The organism is Marinococcus sp. LNHM4E3-1 (assembly GCF_056034405.1).
Genome location: NZ_JBQLID010000014.1, coordinates 12426 through 31362 on the forward strand (window position 1 = coordinate 12426; position 18937 = coordinate 31362).

General features: G+C 55.0%; 16 protein-coding genes and 1 other RNA gene. 15 read left to right on the forward strand and 2 right to left on the reverse strand.

Annotation, left to right across the window (positions count from 1 at the left end):
* Positions 1–83: 83 nt before the first annotated feature.
* The 6 genes from metA (at position 84) to ACTRXI_RS13555 (ending at position 7679) form a co-directional block, all read left to right on the forward strand.
* Complete coding sequence (gene metA / locus ACTRXI_RS13530; RefSeq protein WP_474263372.1) at positions 84–992, forward strand: homoserine O-acetyltransferase MetA; 909 nt, start codon at positions 84–86, stop codon at positions 990–992.
* A 129-nt stretch (positions 993–1121) separates the two neighbouring features.
* A complete protein-coding gene (locus ACTRXI_RS13535; protein ID WP_474263467.1) occupies positions 1122–2348 on the forward strand; it encodes an EAL domain-containing protein in 1227 nt (408 codons plus the stop codon).
* Between the two features lie 63 nt (positions 2349–2411).
* Entirely contained in the window at positions 2412–6113 is a 3702-nt protein-coding gene (locus ACTRXI_RS13540) for a dynamin family protein (RefSeq protein WP_474263374.1), read from the forward strand.
* 43 nt (positions 6114–6156) lie between these two features.
* Complete coding sequence (locus ACTRXI_RS13545; protein WP_079476470.1) at positions 6157–6492, forward strand: cyclic-phosphate processing receiver domain-containing protein; 336 nt, start codon at positions 6157–6159, stop codon at positions 6490–6492.
* An 80-nt stretch (positions 6493–6572) separates the two neighbouring features.
* Positions 6573–6863 (forward strand): iron-sulfur cluster assembly accessory protein, encoded by a 291-nt coding sequence (locus tag ACTRXI_RS13550; RefSeq protein WP_474263376.1) that lies wholly within the window; start codon positions 6573–6575, stop codon positions 6861–6863.
* A gap of 12 nt (positions 6864–6875) precedes the next feature.
* Positions 6876–7679 (forward strand): ABC transporter ATP-binding protein, encoded by an 804-nt coding sequence (locus ACTRXI_RS13555; protein WP_474263378.1) that lies wholly within the window; start codon positions 6876–6878, stop codon positions 7677–7679.
* A 139-nt stretch (positions 7680–7818) separates the two neighbouring features.
* Here ACTRXI_RS13555 and ACTRXI_RS13560 read toward each other — a convergent pair whose 3' ends face one another.
* Positions 7819–8802 (reverse strand): zinc-binding dehydrogenase, encoded by a 984-nt coding sequence (locus tag ACTRXI_RS13560; RefSeq protein ID WP_474263380.1) that lies wholly within the window; start codon positions 8800–8802, stop codon positions 7819–7821.
* A gap of 139 nt (positions 8803–8941) precedes the next feature.
* Between ACTRXI_RS13560 and ACTRXI_RS13565 the strand changes: the two genes are divergently transcribed.
* From ACTRXI_RS13565 to ACTRXI_RS13600, 8 genes are all read left to right on the forward strand, one after another.
* Positions 8942–9859: a chemotaxis protein gene (locus ACTRXI_RS13565; RefSeq protein ID WP_474263382.1), complete on the forward strand. Its 918-nt coding sequence runs from the start codon at positions 8942–8944 to the stop codon at positions 9857–9859.
* 384 nt (positions 9860–10243) lie between these two features.
* Positions 10244–12556: a DEAD/DEAH box helicase gene (locus ACTRXI_RS13570; RefSeq protein ID WP_474263384.1), complete on the forward strand. Its 2313-nt coding sequence runs from the start codon at positions 10244–10246 to the stop codon at positions 12554–12556.
* On the forward strand, positions 12546–13793 hold the full coding sequence (locus ACTRXI_RS13575) for a ribonuclease H-like domain-containing protein (protein WP_474263469.1): 1248 nt from the start codon (positions 12546–12548) through the stop codon (positions 13791–13793). The genes ACTRXI_RS13570 and ACTRXI_RS13575 overlap by 11 nt, the downstream gene beginning before the upstream one ends.
* Entirely contained in the window at positions 13790–14347 is a 558-nt protein-coding gene (locus ACTRXI_RS13580; protein ID WP_474263386.1) for an SLOG family protein, read from the forward strand. The genes ACTRXI_RS13575 and ACTRXI_RS13580 overlap by 4 nt, the downstream gene beginning before the upstream one ends.
* Before the next feature lie 125 nt (positions 14348–14472).
* A complete protein-coding gene (gene gpsB, locus ACTRXI_RS13585) occupies positions 14473–14865 on the forward strand; it encodes a cell division regulator GpsB (protein WP_474263388.1) in 393 nt (130 codons plus the stop codon).
* A gap of 18 nt (positions 14866–14883) precedes the next feature.
* Positions 14884–15291 (forward strand): ribonuclease HI family protein, encoded by a 408-nt coding sequence (locus ACTRXI_RS13590; protein WP_474263390.1) that lies wholly within the window; start codon positions 14884–14886, stop codon positions 15289–15291.
* A gap of 71 nt (positions 15292–15362) precedes the next feature.
* An RNA gene (rnpB, locus tag ACTRXI_RS13595) (RNase P RNA component class B) lies at positions 15363–15746 on the forward strand.
* A gap of 93 nt (positions 15747–15839) precedes the next feature.
* Positions 15840–16985 carry a THUMP domain-containing class I SAM-dependent RNA methyltransferase gene (locus ACTRXI_RS13600; protein ID WP_474263392.1) on the forward strand — a complete coding sequence of 382 codons (1146 nt, stop codon included), beginning with the start codon at positions 15840–15842 and terminating at the stop codon, positions 16983–16985.
* Here ACTRXI_RS13600 and ACTRXI_RS13605 read toward each other — a convergent pair.
* Positions 16982–17287 carry a HesB/YadR/YfhF family protein gene (locus ACTRXI_RS13605; protein WP_474263394.1) on the reverse strand — a complete coding sequence of 102 codons (306 nt, stop codon included), beginning with the start codon at positions 17285–17287 and terminating at the stop codon, positions 16982–16984. The genes ACTRXI_RS13600 and ACTRXI_RS13605 overlap by 4 nt on opposite strands.
* A gap of 86 nt (positions 17288–17373) precedes the next feature.
* Between ACTRXI_RS13605 and ACTRXI_RS13610 the strand changes: the two genes are divergently transcribed.
* Complete coding sequence (locus ACTRXI_RS13610) at positions 17374–18891, forward strand: carboxypeptidase M32 (RefSeq protein WP_474263396.1); 1518 nt, start codon at positions 17374–17376, stop codon at positions 18889–18891.
* The last annotated feature ends 46 nt before the right edge of the window (positions 18892–18937 follow it).

Sequence of the window (18937 nt, forward strand, 5' to 3'; positions counted from 1 at the left end):
GACGCCGGGCGCAATGTTTGATATACAGATAACAGAAAGAAAAGGAGAGAACACCGAAATACGCTAAAGGAGTACGATAGTGCATGCCTATAAAAGTGCCTGACTATTTACCGGCCAAAGATACGCTGGAAAAAGAAAATATTTTCATCATGAACGAAAGCCGGGCCTATCTGCAGGATATCCGCCCGCTGAAAATCGTCATTCTGAACCTGATGCCCTTAAAGGAACGCACGGAGACCCAGATTCTCCGGATGCTCAGTAATACGCCGCTGCAGGTGGATGTATCCTTTCTGCACCCGGACACCCACCGCTCCAAAAATACACCGCGTGAGCACCTGTCGTCGTTCTATAAAACGATCGATGAAGTGCGGAGCAGAAAATTCGACGGCATGATTATCACCGGAGCACCGCTTGAAAAGATCCCATTTGAAGAAGTGGACTACTGGGAAGAGCTGCAGAGTATTCTCGACTGGAGCGACCAGAACGTCACGAACACGCTGCACATCTGCTGGGGCGCCCAGGCCGCCCTGTATCACCACCACGGCATCGATAAGCATCCGCTCCCGAAAAAGCAGTTCGGCGTGTATCCGCACTACATTAACGGCGGTAACGAAAAGCTTCTGAGCGGGTTCGACGATCAGTTTTATGTGCCGCATTCCCGGTACACGAAAACAAGACGGGAGGACGTGGAGGCCTGTCCGGACCTTGACATTCTGTCGGAATCCGACGAAGCCGGGCTGTATATTGTAGCGACGAAGGACCGCAAACGGATTTATGTCACCGGCCACAGCGAATACGATGCAGAAACCCTGCGCGATGAATTTGAACGTGATATGCGGCGCGGTCTCGGGACAGAGGTGCCGGAAAACTACTTTCCGGAGGACAATCATCTGTATTCCCCGCTGAAAATGTGGCGCGCCCATGCGACGCTGCTGTTTACGAACTGGCTGAACTACTATGTCTATCAGGAAACGCCGTTCGATTTTGCCTAAAACTGTTTCCAATTTTGGAAACAGTTTTTTCAGTCGGCGGAAAAAAGATGATATAATAGACGCGTATGCGAACAGTAAGAAGTGACAAACTGGCAGAGCCGCCGAAGACTGAGAGCGGAAGATTGGGTGATGGAGTTGGATGCGCTAGACGTATTGATGAACAAAGAACGGATCATGGTATACTTTCAGCCGATACTGAGTGCAGATAAGCTGGAAATTTCTGCGTATGAAGTACTCGGCCGCTTCGGGAACGATAACGGGAGTGCCGAAACGCTGGAAGACTGCTTTCGGGACCCGAACGTGCCGTGGGAATATAAGCAGGAAATCGACCGTGCCGTGCACCAGGCTGCCCTGGAGACATTTGTAGCCGGGGAGCGGACAGACATGATCTTTTTGAACGTGGATGCGGCCACCATTCTGGGTGACGGGGGAGACGGCCTGGTCGAATTTCTGCTCGGGTACGAAGAAAGGGGTATAGCCCCGACCTCAATCTGCCTGGAGCTGAAGGCGACGGATTTCCAGCAGGACCTCTCCCGCCTGAAGCATTTTATGCAGTATGCCCAGAGCGCCGGGCTGTCGATTGCGATTGACAATCTCGGCAAGGAAGCGATTCATCTGGAGCAGATTGCCTATTTAAAGCCTAATGTGCTGAAGGTGGATGTGACGTTTTCTGAAAATTTTGCAGTGCCGAGCATTTACCGGGACGTGCTGCATTCGTTATCGACGCTGTCGAGAAAGATTGGGGCTTCGCTTTTATTTGAAAAAATCGAGTCGTTTAATCAGCTGAACTATGCCTGGCGCAACGGCGCCCGGTACTACCAGGGATTTTATCTCGACAAGCCGAAAGAGACGTTCATTGAAAAGGATCAGTTTCAGGAACGGATGAAAAAAGATATTCACCATTTCATTGATGTGGAACGCAAAAAAATTGAAGCCCAGATCCAGCTTACCGCCGAGCTGAACAAGCGGCTGAATGCCCGGCTCAAGCACGTGGATGTGATGGAAGACATTGACGGATGGACGCTGAAAACCGCCGAGTCGCTCGAGGAAATGAGCTTTCGGGTGTATGTGTGCGACGGGGAAGGATATCAGCTTTCCGGAAACGCCTCGCGCCAGAACGGCGAGGCGTGGGAATACCGGACCGAGGAGCGCAACCGCAACTGGAGCTGGCGCCCGTATTTCCTTGAAAACATTGTACGCATGAATTTTGAACAGCGGGGAATTCTGTCCGATATGTATACGGATTTTCACAGCGATGAAATGATCCGTACGTATTCCCATCCGATTACGGAGGATCTGTACGTGTTTGTGGACATTCCTTACGCGTTTTTGTATGAAAAAGATTATCTGCTGTAAACAGCGCCGGCTTCTCCTGCTGTGGGGGAGCGGCGTTTTTACATAAAAAGGAGCGCGGTAACAGTGCAGCGGCCAAGTCTTGACATGTATCAATGGAACAACGACACGGTCCGGAGCTTTTTCTCCCGGCATACGTTTTCGCAGGCAGCGGTCGCCGGCGGTCTGGAAGAGGTGCGGGCCATGCCGGGGCTGGGCGAAGAGGAGCAGAAGGACCTACAGCGGCTGAAGGCGAAAAATAGCGCATCGGCTTACCATGTCCTCGTCTGCGGCCATTTTTCTGCCGGCAAAAGCACGCTGATCAACCAGCTGCTGCACGGAGAATGGCTGCCGGCCCACCCGGTACCGACGAGTGCAAATATCGTGTCATTTACAACCGGCAGCACTGTCTCCTACGAGGTTACCACCGGCGGCCAGACAGCCGCCGTACCGCCGGAGGAATGGACGAACACCTGGATGATGGCCAGAGAGACTGAGCGGGTGGAGGTGAAGCATCCGGATCTACCGCTGCCGCCGGGAGTGACGCTTTTTGACACGCCGGGTATCGATTCCACCGAAGCCGCTCATCAGCGGGCGGCGGAGTCGGAATGGATGATAGCGGATGAACTGTTTTACGTCACCGATTACCAGCAGGTGGAGTCGGAAGAAAATTTTTTATTTCTGCAGCAGTTGAACGAGCAGTACGTCCGCCCGTCGCTGATCGTCAACCAGGTGGATAAGCATGAAGAGGAGGAGCTTTCATTTCAGGCGTATCAGGACAGGATCCGTCAGAGCCTGGACCGGAGGCAGATCGAATACGGGGCTATTTTCTTTGTGTCTGCTCTTTATCCGGAACGGACCGCTGATTCCTGGAAAGCCCTGCGGGAAAAAATGCTGCCGGAAGATTCCGGGGAGCGGAAGGAGCGCATCCGTCAGACATGCGCCTCGAGGACTTATTATATCACTGTGTCCCATTTGCGGAGTCGTCTTGCCGCCGCAGAGCCGGACGGGGACGTGCAGCATATCTGGGAGATGTTTTCCACACCGGGATTCCTGTATGACGCACTCGAGGCCGATCAGGAAGCTGCCGGACAGTTCAGGCACTGGGAAACGAAGGCGGAAAAAGCGATGCGCCGGACCATTCTTGATGCCTTTGCCCGGGCCAAGCTGATGCCTTATCACACCCGGGCAGCCGTGCATGCGTATCTGGAATCCCGTCTTGTCACCTTTCGTGTGAAAAGCTGGCTGGGGACGCAAAAAACAGCAAGGGTGCGTAAGGAACGCGAAGCACGGGTGATGGAAGAGCTGAATGAAAACATTAAAAATGAACTCGAAAATCATTTAAAACGTGATATGAAGCAGACGGCCGAACAATACGCCGGCAGAGATCCGGAAGTGGAAGCTGCTATTGAGGCCATGGAGGTGCGCGCAGACGCCGCGATGCTCGAGGAAGCGGAAAACAAAGGGGCACGTCTCACCGAGGCCTATGCGAGAACCTACTGTCGCACGCTGGAGGAAAAAATGCAGACGGCCTACCGCCGGCAGCTCGCAGACTGGATGCCGCTGTTTTTGGAGAAGGTCCGTGCCCATAAGGAGACGGAAGCTCATCGGCAGGAAACAAAAACGGCAGCCCATCGAAAGGCATGGGAGGCTTATGAAGCGTGGCGAAAAGAATTTTACCGGGTGAAAGAACTGCTGGAGGCCTTGCAGCAGCGGTGGGCCCAGGAGGCCGTTCCACTGGCGCAGCCGTCAGAGCGGGAGCCAGTCACGCAGGCTGTGGCTTCTTCGACGGGGGAAGAAGTCTATTCGGTGCAGGAATGGTACCGGGATTACCTGGACAGTGCCGGTGGGGAGCGGGAAACCCGCCCGGACCCGGAGGAAGCGGCAGATAAGTGGCAGAAGCTGGCCCGGCTCATACAGCCGTATGCACCACTTGAAGGGTTTGCCCGGCGGCTTGATGCCCGGGCCCAGCGGCTTCGGGAGCAGGCGTTCCGCGTTTCTTTTTTCGGCGGGTTCAGCGCCGGGAAATCCACCGTGGCCAATGCCATGGCCGGAGAAACAGTACTGCCGGTGTCGGCAAATCCGACCACAGCAGCCATTACTCATATCAAAGCGCCGGACAGCCGGCACCCGGACCGGAGCGCGGTGATTTACTATAAACAGCAGGCCGACGTCCTGCAGGACATGAATGACCTGCTCGCTCCGTTCGAGGTGCGCCTTTCGCATGTGACGGAATGGAGCAGCCGGTACGCCGCCTATGAAGAAGAGCTGCAGGAGCGTTCGGAGAAAGCAGAAAAGCAGAAACGGACGGAACTCGAGCAGCAGCATCTGGAGCCGCTTGCGTTCGACGCCATGCGGGAGGAAGAAAAAAGGATGCTTGATCAGTACGTGTCGTCCTATAAAAAGCAAGAGAGCAGTGCCGGCCGACCGGAAACGGTTTCCCTGGAAGCTTTTCAGCAGGCCGCGGGTGCCGAAGAGGCCGCCATGATGATCGAGCGGGCGGATGTTTATCTTTCTACGAGGTGGACCGGCAGAGGGATGGAGGTCGTCGATACGCCCGGTATACATTCTGTGTATCAGCGGCACGCGGACATTTCGTTTCAGGAAATGAAGCGGGCGGACGCTATTTTGTTTTTATCGTATTACAACCATGCGTTTTCCCGCGGGGACAAAGCGTTTTTGGAACAGCTGGCTGCGGTGAACCAGACATTTTCCTATGATAAGCTCATTTTTTTAGTTAATGCAGCGGATCTGGCTGCCGGCAGGCGGGAGCTCGAGGAGGTTCTCCGGTACGTCCGGGAGGAGCTGGCCGCGATTGGCATTCACGACCCACTTGTTTTGCCCATTTCCGGGAAAGTATCGCTTCAGGACAAAATGGCTGGCGGCCTGGAAGGATTCGAGGCCGTATTTGAGCAGTTTCTTTCCGCTACGCTTGAAACGACCGTGATGAAAGAGGGCAGCCGGGAAGCTGCGGAGGTCCTGGACTATGTGGAACGGACACGGGCGGAGGCAGGGCGGACGGATGCCGAACAGGAGCAGGAAAGGCAAAGCGACATCGCGCGGCTGGAGCAGTTCATCGCGCAGGACAAATGGACGGAATCATGGAAGCGCATCGAAAAGCGGCTTTCGGAGGAAACGGAGGAGTTGTTTTTTTACGTGCGCCAGCGCCTGTTTTATTATTACCGGGAGGAATTTCAGTTTTGGTTTTCGCGGGCGTACTTTCATGAGCAGTCGTCGTTTCGCTCCCAGCTTCGCCGGAAAACGACAGAGGCGGTCCAGCAGGTGCTGCAGCGCTTCATACAGGAAACAAGGATTACCTCCGCCCGGATTGAGCAGTGGATGCACCGTACCATGAATGAAGAAGAGCAGTATTGGAGAAAGCAGCTTCCGGATTTTTTCCGTTACGTATTTTCGGGGGAGCAGACGGCTTTTCCATCAATCGAATTCCCCCCGCCGGAGGTGCCGGCGATCGCAGAAGCAGTTGAAGGCGAGTGGAAGACGCTGACCCACTATGATTTTTTCATGAAGGGGCAGAACAAGGTGTACCGTGAAGTGCTGGAGCAACAGCTGCGTCCCTTGGTGGAACAAGAGCTGCAGACCGTAAAAAAAGACGTCTATGCATGGGCTGAGGCGGCCGCACGGGACCGGTGGGAGCAGCGCACCGCTGAGTGGGAGGCGGCTTCCCGACGGCAGGCGGAGTGGCTCAGACAGGAAAAAACGGGAGAAACCGAACGGGAATGGGCCCAGCTTGAAGCAGAGGTCCGGAGGCTGGTTGGACAGAAAGAGTAAGTGTGTTATACTACAATTACTCTGTAAGATAAAGGATGGGGACATGAACGGAACAAATATTTTTTTAGACGACGTCCGACAGTCTCCGGATAATCACGTATTAGTGAAAACAGCTGAAGAATGTATGCGATTACTGCAAAACACGGCTGATGTGAGCCATCTGTCGCTTGACCACGATTTGGGAACAAAGTATTTTAATGGTTTTTCCGTCGTGCTGTATTTACTTGAAAAACAAATTATACCTTCAAAGATTACTATACACTCAGCCAATGCAGTCGGCGGTAAACGGATGTACCGGAGACTGATGGAAGCACGCAAGTCCGGGGAACTTCCTGAACGAGTGAAGATTCTGCACCGGCCGCTTCCATTGAATGCCTAAAAAGGAGCCTTTCAGGGCTTCTTTTTTTTATACTGGGAAAAGCTTTGCTATAATGGACAGAATCAAAGGAGGCACAAGCTATGCAGATAAACGTAACGGACCGGGCGGCGGAAGCGATCCGCCTCCTCGGGGACAACCAGACAATTACGATTGCCTATGAATTCACGGGCGGGTGCCAGGGGCTTCAGGAATTCCAGCTGCACGCTTCACCTGGAACCTCGCCGGAAGTCCGGGCAGCCGATGAAGATACCCTGCACCTGATCGAGCCATCGCCGGTGCTCGACTATCATCCCACGCTTAAATGGATGCTGAAAAACAAAAATCAAACAATCGCAAACAATATTCATTTGTATGAACACACCGAAGCTTAAGGAGGCCAGACGATGGAGCGTTTAGTGGAGATGAAAAATGTCAGCATACGAACCAATGGCCGGGTCCGGCTTGACGACGTCTCGTTTACGGTCAATCAAGGCGAGCACCGGGCGCTTCTCGGCTTAAACGGCTCCGGCAAAACCACACTCCTGCAGGCAATTTTAGGACAGGTGTGGGCAACTGAAGGAGAAGTGCACACCTGGTTTGGCCGTCACGGCAGGGTGAACATGCAGAACCTCCGCCGGGAAATTGGCATCGTCAGCAACGCCCTGGATGATCAGTACCAGCACCGTGCTGGGGAAACCGCCTTTAATGTCGCGTTAAGCGGTTATTTTGCGAGCATCGGTATTTATGAGCAGGCACCGGAAGAAATCACAGCACGGGCAGAGAATGCGCTGCACACGTTTGGGGTTTCACAGTACAGGGACGTGCCGTATGCAGCGCTCTCGCAGGGGGAGAAGCGCCGGGTGATGCTTGCGCGGGCCTGGACAACAGGAGCGAAGCTGCTGCTTCTTGACGAGCCGTGCACCGGGCTTGATGTAAAGGGAAGAGAAGAACTGATCGAAGGGCTTGAAGCGTCGCTGAAGCATCCCGATGCGCCGACCGTGCTGTATGTAACTCATCATCTCGAAGAACTACCGGGAGCTGTGGAAGCCGCAACAATTATGAAAAACGGCCGGGTGCAGGCAGATGGAAAGAAACAGGACGTCCTGACGGATCGGGAGGTTTCAACTGCATTTGACGTGAACGGAAGTATTCAATGGCATGAGCAGCGGCCATGGTTTATTACCGGTGGAGCGACAACACGCCGGTAACCGGACATAGCTGTTCGGCTAATAATAAAAAATTTCAATTACCGTATTTATTATTAAAATAAAAACACATAATTATAAAGAGCAGAAAAATCACTAAAAAAGAAGCCCTTTCTGATAAGAGAAAGGGCCCTGGAACATTTTATGCCTCGAACGATGCCACGATTTTTCCTCGTGTGTGACCATCCTGCATATCTTTTAACGCATCCGGAATCTCACTGAAGCTGACGGTCCGGCTTACGGAAGGCTTCACCTTTCCCTGGGAAGCCAGTTCTCCCAGCTCCCGGGCGATAAAACCGAGATCTTTAATTTGCGCTTCGTCATCGGAACGGTACACAAATCCAAGCGCCACTTCATGAATCGAAGGGGCGAGCGTTTTCGCTACGTAGTGGGAAAGATCCGGCCATGCCACAACAGCAATCAAATGACCGTTGAAGGCAAGATAATCCAGTGCTTCGGTAGCTGTTTGTTGTCCGACCAGATCAAGTACCACATCGACGCCGCGGCCGTCCGTCCATTTGTGTACTTCCTCCACCACATTTTCACTGCGGTAGTCCACCACATGATCGGCGCCCAGATCTTTAACATAGTCCGCATTTTCGCTCGAGCAGGTGGAAATGACCGTAAGGCCGAGATGCTTGGCAAGCTGGCCTGCAAAGCTGCCGACACCGCCGGCCCCGGCCTGAATCATGATCGTCTGTCCGGGACGGAGCGGGGCCTTCCGGTACAGTGACTGGTAGGCCGTAAAGCCGGCCGTTGGCATTGACGCGGCCTCCACATGCGTCAGGCCTTTCGGCACAGATGAAACCACATCCGCCCGGGTGGTGGTAAATTCAGCAAATCCGCCGTCTTTCGTCATATTTCCGTGATAATACACCTCATCTCCGACTGACCAATCGGTTACGTCCGCGCCGACTTCATCGATCACCCCGGACACGTCCAGTCCCGAAACATGGGGAAAAGACCATTCCGGTAGAGGGGACGCCATTAATTTATAATCGACCGGGTTTAAGCCCACAGCATGTACTTTAATGCGGAGCTCATGAGCTTCCGGCTCCGGCATGTCGATGTCTGCTTCCTTTAACTGGCCGGGGTCTCCGGCTTCATTTATCACAAGTGCTTTCATTCTATCAGCCTCCTGTCACTCCTATACCTTCCGCGTACGAGCCAAAAACATCTAAAAATAAAAACTCCTGACTGGATGCCTTTAATACCTGATGGGAGGGGCCGATATATAAAGTAAAGAGACCAGGAGGGGAAATGGCATGTCCTTAGCAAGCGAAAAAAACATTTTATTAGAATCCGGGACGAATGAGCTCGAAATCGTTCTTTTTTCCGTCGGAAGCAGTCAATTCGGCATCAATGTGTTAAAGGTGCGCGAAATCATTCATCAGGTGGAGGTTACTCCCGTGCCCAACCATCACGAGCACGTCAAAGGAATTGTCCGGCTGCGCAATGAAGTGATTCCGGTGATCGACTTAAAAAAAGTGCTCCATCACGACGGGGCGGACGACGTCCGGCATGACAAATACATTATCGCCGAGCTGAATCAGGTGAAGGTAGCGTTTCATGTCGAAGAAGTATCCCGTATTCACCGTATCAGCTGGGAGGATATTGAAAAGCCCAATGCTCTGTCCCAGGGACTCGAAGCACGCTCCATCGGTATTGTAAAAATGGAGCACGCCATGGTTTTTCTGCTTGATTACGAAAAAATCATCAGCGACATTTCCCCGGACACCCTGTTTGACCAGCACCTGCCGTCGTACAGGCCGGACCGGGAAAACACGACCGTATTAATTGCGGAGGACTCGCCGGTGCTCAAGCATCTGATTGTAGATACACTCGCAGAAGCCGGCTACAAACAGCACCGCTCCTTTGAAAACGGACGGGAAGCGTACGAGTATCTGGAGGAATTACTGGCAGAAGGTGCCGCGGCAAACCTGCCGGATCTCGTCATTACAGACATTGAAATGCCGCAGATGGACGGCCATCATCTGACAAAAAAAATCAAGGACCATGAAAGCCTCCGCAGCCTTCCGGTCATTATCTTTTCCTCTCTGATTACCGCGGATTTGTTTCACAAAGGGGAAAAAGTCGGAGCCGATGCCCAGGTGAGCAAGCCCGAAATTAATACACTGGTAAAAACAATCGACAGCTGCATCCGCGCTGCTGCCGCCCGCTGAACCGTCGATAAAGCCTCTCTGCGATCAAGCAGAGGGGCTTTTTTTATAAAAAATTCGAAAAAATTAATAAATAACCGTTGACTGTATTATAACAACGGTATATAATTTGAATTACATTATAACAACATTAACGAAAAGGAGCGATTTTAGGATGCGTCATTTCACAAGATCGAAAGAAGACCGTTATACCCCGGAAGAGGAAAATCAGACGATTCTCGACATGATTAATGACTATCACACCAACACTAAATAACGCTCACGTCCCGAAAAGGCTTCCCGCATACCGCTGCGGGAAGCCTTTTCTGTGTTATAACAACAAAAACAGCCGGGATAGAAAAACAAACATACATTCGCTATAATGGGAATATGCTGAGGTGAGCAACCATGAAAAAACAATCCCTACAGGAATTAATGCAGTGGATGAAAACTGACACGTCCATTGCGCCCAATATAGAATTCTGGCATACCGTGGAGGCACGGCCGCCCAAAACAGCGGCCTTCCCGGAACAGCTGCATGAGCGCCTGCGCGCCGGTCTTGCCGCCCGCGGCATCGACTCGCTATATACCCATCAGCATTCCGCGTTTGAAGCAGCTTACGGACGCAAGGCCAATGTCGTCACCATTACGCCGACCGCCTCCGGGAAAACCCTGTGCTATAACCTCCCGGTGCTGCAGACGATCATGGACGAGCCGGAAGCACGCGCTCTGTATCTGTTTCCGACCAAGGCGCTCGCCCAGGACCAGAAAAGCGAAATCAATGAATTTATCGAGGAGATCGGGGCCTCCATCAACAGCTACACGTATGACGGAGATACGCCGCCGACCATCCGGCAGTCAATCCGGCGCGCCGGCCATATCGTCATGACCAACCCGGACATGCTGCACTCAGCCATTCTTCCGCATCATACCAAATGGGTGTCGCTGTTTGAGCACCTGCGCTATATCGTGATTGACGAGATTCATACGTACCGCGGCGTATTCGGGAGCCACGTGGCGAACGTCCTGCGCCGGCTGCTGCGCATTGCCCGCTACTACGGGGCAGAGCCGACCTTTATCACGACCTCCGCAACGATCGCCAATCCCCGTGAGCTCGCCGAGACCCTTACCGAACAGCCCTTTGAGCTTGTGGACAACAACGGAGCACCGCAGGGGAAAAAGCATTTCGTGTTTTATAACCCGCCGGTCATTAACGAAGCGATGAATATCCGAAAAGGGGTCCTTTCGGAAGTTAATCGGCTAGCCAATACGTTTCTCGAGCAGCACGTCCAGACCATTGTATTTACGAAGAGCCGGGTAATGGTGGAGGTCATTTTAAGTCATCTGCAGCATTTGAACAGCAGGCAGACCGGCCAGCAGAGCCTCGTGACCGGCTACCGCGGCGGCTACCTGCCCAACCAGCGGCGGGCTATTGAGGAAGGGCTGCGTTCCGGCGATATTATGGGCGTGATTTCCACCAACGCCCTCGAGCTTGGCGTCGACATCGGGCAGCTGCAGGTGTGCATCATGTCCGGCTATCCGGGCTCGATTGCAAGTGCCTGGCAGCAGGCCGGGCGTGCGGGACGGCGCCAGTCGGAGTCGCTGATCGTCATGATCGCAAGCTCCAACCCGATCGACCAGTACATGATCCAGCATTCCGATTACTTTTTGGAGAAAAACCCGGAAACCGCGCGCATCCATCCCGATAATCTGATCATTCTCGTCGACCATGTGAAATGTGCCGCCTTTGAGCTCCCGTTCCGGGACGACGACACATTCGGCGGCGTTGAGGTAAACGATGTACTTGAGTACCTGTCGGAGGAAAACGTCGTGCACCACCGGGGCTCCAAATGGTACTGGATGAGCGATGCGTTTCCGGCGCACGGCATCAGCCTGCGCTCAGCTTCGCAGGAAAACGTCGTCATCATCGACCAGACGGTGCCGTCCGCGTCCAAGGTGATCGGACAGATGGACCGCTTCAGCGCCATGACTCTGCTGCATGACGAAGCCATTTACATTCACCAGGGCGTGCAGTACCAGGTCATTTATCTGGACTGGGACGAAAAAAAAGCGTATGTGGAGGAGGTACGGGTCGACTACTACACCGATGCCAACATGGCCGTCGAGCTGAAGGTGCTCGAAGAGGATAAAACGTCCGACTATCCGTCGTACCACGCCGGCTTCGGGGATGTGATGGTACACGCCAAGGTGACCATCTTTAAAAAAATCAAGCTGGCGACGTTTGAAAACATCGGCTCCGGAACCGTGCACCTGCCGGAGGAGGAGCTGCATACAAATGCCTGCTGGCTCCATTTTCCCGAAGATACCGTCCAGGAGTTTGGGCGCGACACGCTGGAGCAGGCGATGATGGGGCTTGCGAATGTGCTCCGGCACACGGCGCCCGTCCGGGTCATGTGCGACCCGTCCGACATTCACGTGGTACCACAGATGAAGGCGACCCATTCGGAGCAGCCGACTATCTTTTTATACGACCGCTATCCCGGGGGCGTCGGGCTGTCTTCCACCATTTTCACCGACCTGCCCGACGTGCTGGGCGACTGCGCCTCGTTGATTGAGGCCTGTCCGTGCCAGGACGGCTGCCCGTCCTGCATCGGGTCGGATATTATGCTGAGCGGAAACACGAAAGCGACCGTGCTCGCATTCATTCACCGGCTTCAGGCCGAACAGGAGGTGAGTACCGACCGTGAGCATGAAAAATAAACTCAAACGAATGAAAACGCATTTGCAGGAGGAAGCCCCTTCTGCTCCCGCTCCTACCGAAGAAAAAAAGGGGGAGGAGGGAGGGATTTTGCACCTCGACGAATGGGAAGCTTTTGGCGCGGTGCCGAAGCATTACGACGGGGAAACGATTTTAAAACGGACCGTGACGTATCCGCTTGACTATATCCACGGCAGCGCCTCGTTTGGCGAGCTGTTTACCGTGTTTGACCGCTGGAAGGAGGAGCCCGCGTTTCATCCGCTGCACCCGGAGAACCGGAGGCCGGAGGACCTGCTGTTTTTTGATACCGAGACGACCGGGCTGAAAGGGGGGGCCGGCACCACCATCTTCCTGCTTGGCGGCGCCCGGGTGTACGCGGACCGGGTCGAGGTGTCGCAGTACTTTCTCCCCGGGCCGGAGCACGAGGTGGCGCTGTATCATTATTTTTTAACCGAGTGCTATTCCGCCGAAAACCTTGTCACCTACAACGGCAAATCGTTTGACTGGCCGCAGGTGCAGACCCGGCATACCCTCGTGCGCAACCAGGTGCCGAAGCTTCCGGCCTTCGGCCACTTTGATCTTCTGCATGCGAGCCGGCGCCTGTTTGCCGAACGCCTGGAATCGTGCCGGCTGAGCGTGGTGGAGCGGGATATTCTCGGGTTTGTCCGCCACGACGACACCCCGGGCTACCTCGCGCCGATGCTGTACTTTGACTACGTGAACGAAGGGCTTCCCGAGTTTGTGACCGGCATCATGGAGCATAACGAGCAGGATATTTTGTCATTGATCACGCTTTACATTGATATTTCCAAACGAATTCTCGCTGACGGTACAAGTGAAAAACAATCGCTTGCCGTCGCCAAATGGTTTGATCAGCAGAAGGAATGGACGAAAAGCGCCCAGCACTACACCGCAATGGTCGAAAGCGGGGAAGAGGACGGCGAAACGATGCACCGCTACGGCGTCAATTTAAAGAAACAACAGCGGCAGGCCGAAGCCATTCCCTGGTTTGAAAAGGTCTGGGAGCGCAACGAGGATTCGCGGTATACGCTTGAGGCCGGCGTGGAGCTTGCCAAATGGGAAGAGCACCAGGCGAAAAACCCCGAACGGGCGCTGTTGTACGCCGCAGGGGTTCAGAGCAAGGCCGAACGGGCAGGGATCACGCTTCCGGCCGGGCAGCAGGCGGACCTGCACAAACGGCTTGAGAGGCTGATGAACAAACGGGGGCGGACGTCTTGAGGCGGCTCGCAGCGACCGGATACAAGCCGGCAGAGCTCGGCATCTTCAAAGACGACGCCCCGGAGATTGCCTACATTCGGAAAACGCTCGAAAAGCGGCTGCGGGCGCTGATTGAAGAGGGAAGCGAATGGCTGATTATTTCCGGACAGCCCGGCGTGGAATGGTGGGCGGCTGAAGCATGGAACAGCTTACGGGAGGAGTATGACCATATTCAGCTCGCCGTGCTTGAGCCGTTTCTTGAACAGGACTCCATCTGGCCGGAGCACGTCCGCACCGCTTACGCGGAGCTGAAGCAGAGCGCAGACTACGTGGACGCGATTTCCAAGCGCCCGTACGTCAATCCGTCGCAGCTGAAGGCCAAAAACGACTTTATTATTTCCCATACGGACGCTCTTCTGATTTTGTATGACGAGGAGCAGGAGGGCGTGCCCAGGTATATGCTTGCCTCCGCCGAACGACGGCAGGAGAGCGATCATTACCCGGTCTATACCATCGTGCCGGAGGACCTTGAGGAAACCGTGCGCGAGGAAGCGGAACGGGAGTGGGACGGATAGTCCCGGGAAGGAAATTGACTTTTTTTATGTATTCTGAAAGAATATAAACAGATAAATACGCGGTTATCCGCCCGGCAGGTGCCGGTGGCCGCGAATGTATCATACAAATAAAGCAGAGGTGGTCCTTGCTGATGGAACAGACACAGTTATCTGCCAAAGACATTTTAGACAAAGATTTTAAAAACAGTGTCAAAGGCTACAACAAAGACGAAGTCGACCAATTTTTGGACATTATTATTCAGGATTATGAACGGTTCGAACAGAAAGTGCGTGAGCTCGAAGACCAGCTGAACCGCTCGCCGGAGCAGCGGACCGCCGCATCGCCGGAAGGGGATTCCCGCTACCAACGCACCGTGACGTCGTCGACCTCCACCCGGTCCGAAAGCGGCGCCGGCAGTACGGACACCGCTTCGAACACCACCGCAGCCGAACCGGCCGCCGGGACAACCAATTACGATATTTTAAAACGGCTCTCGAACCTCGAAAAAGAAGTATTCGGCAAGAAACTATACGATTAAAGGCGGGGACGCGGGCATATGCGGACGATTCATATTGACGGAGCGAGCGCCGGACAGCCCGGGCCTTCCGGTATCGGCATATTTGTGAAGCACGATGACGGCAGCGTGGAGGAATTTTCCCGCCCGCTCGGCTGCCTCACCAACAACGAAGCGGAATTTGAAGCGTGTGTGCAGGCGTATGAGCTCTGCCGCGAGCGCGGCTGGCATTCGGCCTCGATCCGGACCGATTCGCAGCTTGTGAATGCGTCGGTGGAAAAGCGGTTTGTGAAACGAAAGCTTTATCAGCCGTATTTATCCAAAATCCTCCGTGCCGAAGAGGAGCTGCCCCTTTGTTTTCTCAAATGGGTGCCCTCCCGGGACAACCGCGCGGCTGACCGGCTGGCCAGACAGGCCGTGCTCGCTTCGGGCAAGACCGATCGCTGCTGATTCCCAGTTTCTTTGCTTGCTTCTTCTGCCCGGAACCGATATAATTGCACCTGGCCATAAAGAGCCGGGATTCGTTCAGGTAATCGCTGTATGTACCCATACAGAGGAAAGTCCATGCTCGCACAGCCTGAGATGGCTGTAGTGTTCGTGTCTGACGAAACCATAAGTCAGAGCAGCTTCGTTTCGGAGCTGACGGCGGGGAAACAGCCTGTGTCCGTCGGGATATGGCTGGAGTCCCCTGAACAGTGCCACAGTGACGTAGTCCGGCTGGAAACGGCCGGAGTGGAACGCGGTAAACCCCTCGAGCGAGAAACCCAAAATTAGGTAGGGGCGCCTTTCGGAAGAAATTCAACGGAACGAAAGGGCAGAACTTTTTCTGCAGATAGATGATTACCACCCGAGTGCAAGGTGAACAGCCGCTGGCAGCACAAGGGAACAGAACATGGCTTACACGAACGGTCCCGGCTTCTTGAAGCAAAACCCCTGGAGTATAATTCAGGGGTTTTTTTAGTAGATATGAACGGACCTTTACGTCCAAGGAGGAACCTATGACCCAACCAACATACACATTAATCGCTACGGCGACGATGGGCCTTGAAGCCCTGGTCGCCAAAGAAATCAAAGCGCTCGGCTACCGGCACCTGCGCACCGAAAACGGCCGGGTGGAATTTGAAGCCCCCGCTGAAGGCATTGCCCGGGCCAACCTGTGGCTCAGGACCGCCGGCCGGGTGAAAATCAAGATTGGAGCTTTTACCGCCGAAACGTTTGATGAGCTGTTCGAACAGACGAAGGCCCTTCCGTGGGAGCAGTTCCTGCCCGAAAATGCCGAGTTCCCCGTCAGCGGCCGATCGGTCAAATCCACGCTGTTCAGCGTGTCGGACTGTCAGGCGATCGTCAAAAAAGCCGTGGTGGAACGGCTCAAGCAGTCCTACGAGAGCGAATGGTTTCCAGAAAACGGATCGCTTTTTAAGCTCGAGGTGGCGCTGCATAAGGACGAAGCCGTGCTGTCGCTCGATACGTCCGGGGCCGGGCTGAACCAGCGCGGCTACCGGGAAACGCATGCCCAGGCGCCGCTCAAGGAAACGCTGGCAGCAGCCATGATTATGCTTGCCAACTGGCATCCGGACCGCCCGCTCGTCGATTTATTCTGCGGCTCGGGCACGATCCCCATTGAAGCTGCCATGATCGGCCAGAACATGGCCCCCGGCGTGAACCGCTCGTTTGCGAGCGAAACGTGGCCATGGGCCGAAGCCATGCAGTGGGAGGCGGCGCGCCAGGAAGCCGAGGACCTCATCCGCGACAACCAGCCGCTTATGATTACCGGCACCGATCTGAATCCGAAGGCCATCGAAGTTGCGGAGGAAAACGCCAAAGAAGCCGGCATGTACGGCCTGATCACGTTCAAGCAGATGGCGGCGCGGGACTTTAAGCCAAAGAGCGAGTACGGCGCCGTTATCAGTAATCCGCCGTACGGGGAAAGAATCGGGGAAATGGAAGAGGTGGAGGAAATGTACCGGGCGCTCGGCCGCATCGCCCGGGATACACCGACCTGGTCCTACTACGTGCTCACGTCCCATGAACGGTTTGAATCCCTGTTCGGCCGGCAGGCGACCAAACGGCGCAAGCTCTACAACGGCAACATCAAAACGGATTATTACCAGTACTGGGGGCCACGGCCGCCCCGCCCGTCCTAATTGTTCGGGTGATCGGTATCCCCGAGCCGGGGGTTGTCAAAATGGAGGTAGTCGATGGCCGGATGATAGCTGATGGTCATGCCGTCGAGGTACCACTGGTCCTGCGGTTCCACAAAAAAACGCAGACCGCCCGCTTCCGTCTGGTAACTGGTGGCGGACGGGTCCCCGGGCTCCACCCCGATGGAAAACCCGCCGGAACCCACACCGCCGATGCGGACAAACAGGCGTACAGCCGCCCCTTCGGCCAGGTCCATTTCCTGCTTGTAGTGGCGGCCTGCTTCTTCCGTAATTGTCATTTGCATACGTATCTTTCGCTCCCTTCCACTCTTTGTTATATCATGAAGGAGAGAGTCACACCAAACAGAGTTCATAACAAGGAGGAATCACGATGCCAGATTATGTACAGATCGAAAGGGATTTTTTGACCGAACAGCGCAGCCTGGACGCTTACAATCAGGCGCTCAGCCTGCTCGGATGGGACGCACGGACCGGAGCGCCCAAAAAAGGGGTGGAGGAACGCTCCGAAGTAGTGGGGGCGCTTGCCACCGAGCTGTTTGCCCGGAAAACCTCCGGACGCCTGAAGGAAATGAGCCAGTATCTGCTTGAGCCGGAGGCAGCCTCGCAGGTGTCTGCGGTCACCAGGAGAGCCGCGGAGGAAACGCTCACGGAAGTGGAACGGATGGAGCGTCTGCCCCGCGACGAGTATCAGGCGTTTACGACACTTACATCCAAAACGGAATCGTACTGGGAAGAGGCGAAAGCGTCCGGGGACTTCGAAGGGTTCCGACCGTACCTCGAAGAAATCGTAGCCTACCAGCGCCGGTTCGCGGATTATCTCGGCTACGACGGACACCCGTACAACGCGCTTCTGCATGACTTTGAGCCCGGCATGACGGTCTCTACCCTGGATACGACCTTTTCCAGGCTCCGCGACGGCCTGATGCCGCTTGTGGAACAAGTAAAAGCAGCATCGGTGGGGCCGGACACATCGTTTCTGCATGCCCATTTTCCGAAGGACCGGCAGCGGGCCTTCAGCGAGCATGTGCTCCGGCAGATGACGTACGATTTTGATGCCGGCCGGCTTGATGAAACCGTGCACCCGTTTGCCGTCGGCCTGAACCAAAACGACGTGCGGGTCACCACCAAATACGACGAATCCGACTTCCGCACCGCCGTCTTCGGCACGATCCACGAGGGCGGCCATGCGCTTTATGAGCAAAACCTCGGTGCAGATCTGGCCGGAACGATTCTGGCGGACGGCGCGTCGATGGGCATCCATGAATCGCAGTCGCTGTTCTGGGAAAATTTCGTGGCGCGGACCCGCTCGTTCTGGGAAAACAACTACGGCAGGCTCCAGGAGCTCAGCGGCGGCCAGTTTCAGCACGTGCCCCTCGACGATTTCTACTTTGCCGTCAACAGCGTCGAACCGTCCCTGATCCGGATTGAAGCCGATGAAATGACCTATTCCCTGCATATCATTCTCCGCTACGAGCTGGAAAAAGCCCTGATCGAAGGCAGCCTGCAGGTGAAGGACCTGCCGGAAGCCTGGAACGAAAAAATGAAGCAGTACCTCGGCGTTGTGCCGACGAACCACTCAGAGGGGGTACTGCAGGACGTGCACTGGGCGGACGGCGCCTTCGGCTACTTCCCGTCCTATGCGCTCGGCTATATCTATGCGGCCCAGCTCCAGCAGGCCATGATGCGTGACCTGCCGGCATTCGATGATCTGATCACAAGCGGTGACCTCGCACCAATCCGGCACTGGCTGACCGAGCACGTGCACCAGCACGGCCGGATGAAACGGCCGGCCGACATCATTGCAGCCGCTACCGGGGAAGGGACCAACCCGGAGCCGCTGCTTGCCCACCTGTCTCATAAATACCAGAGCCTGTACCGCTGGTCCTAATCCCGCTGCCCTATGCAGCGGGGGTTCCGCCCCGGGACGTTTGAAG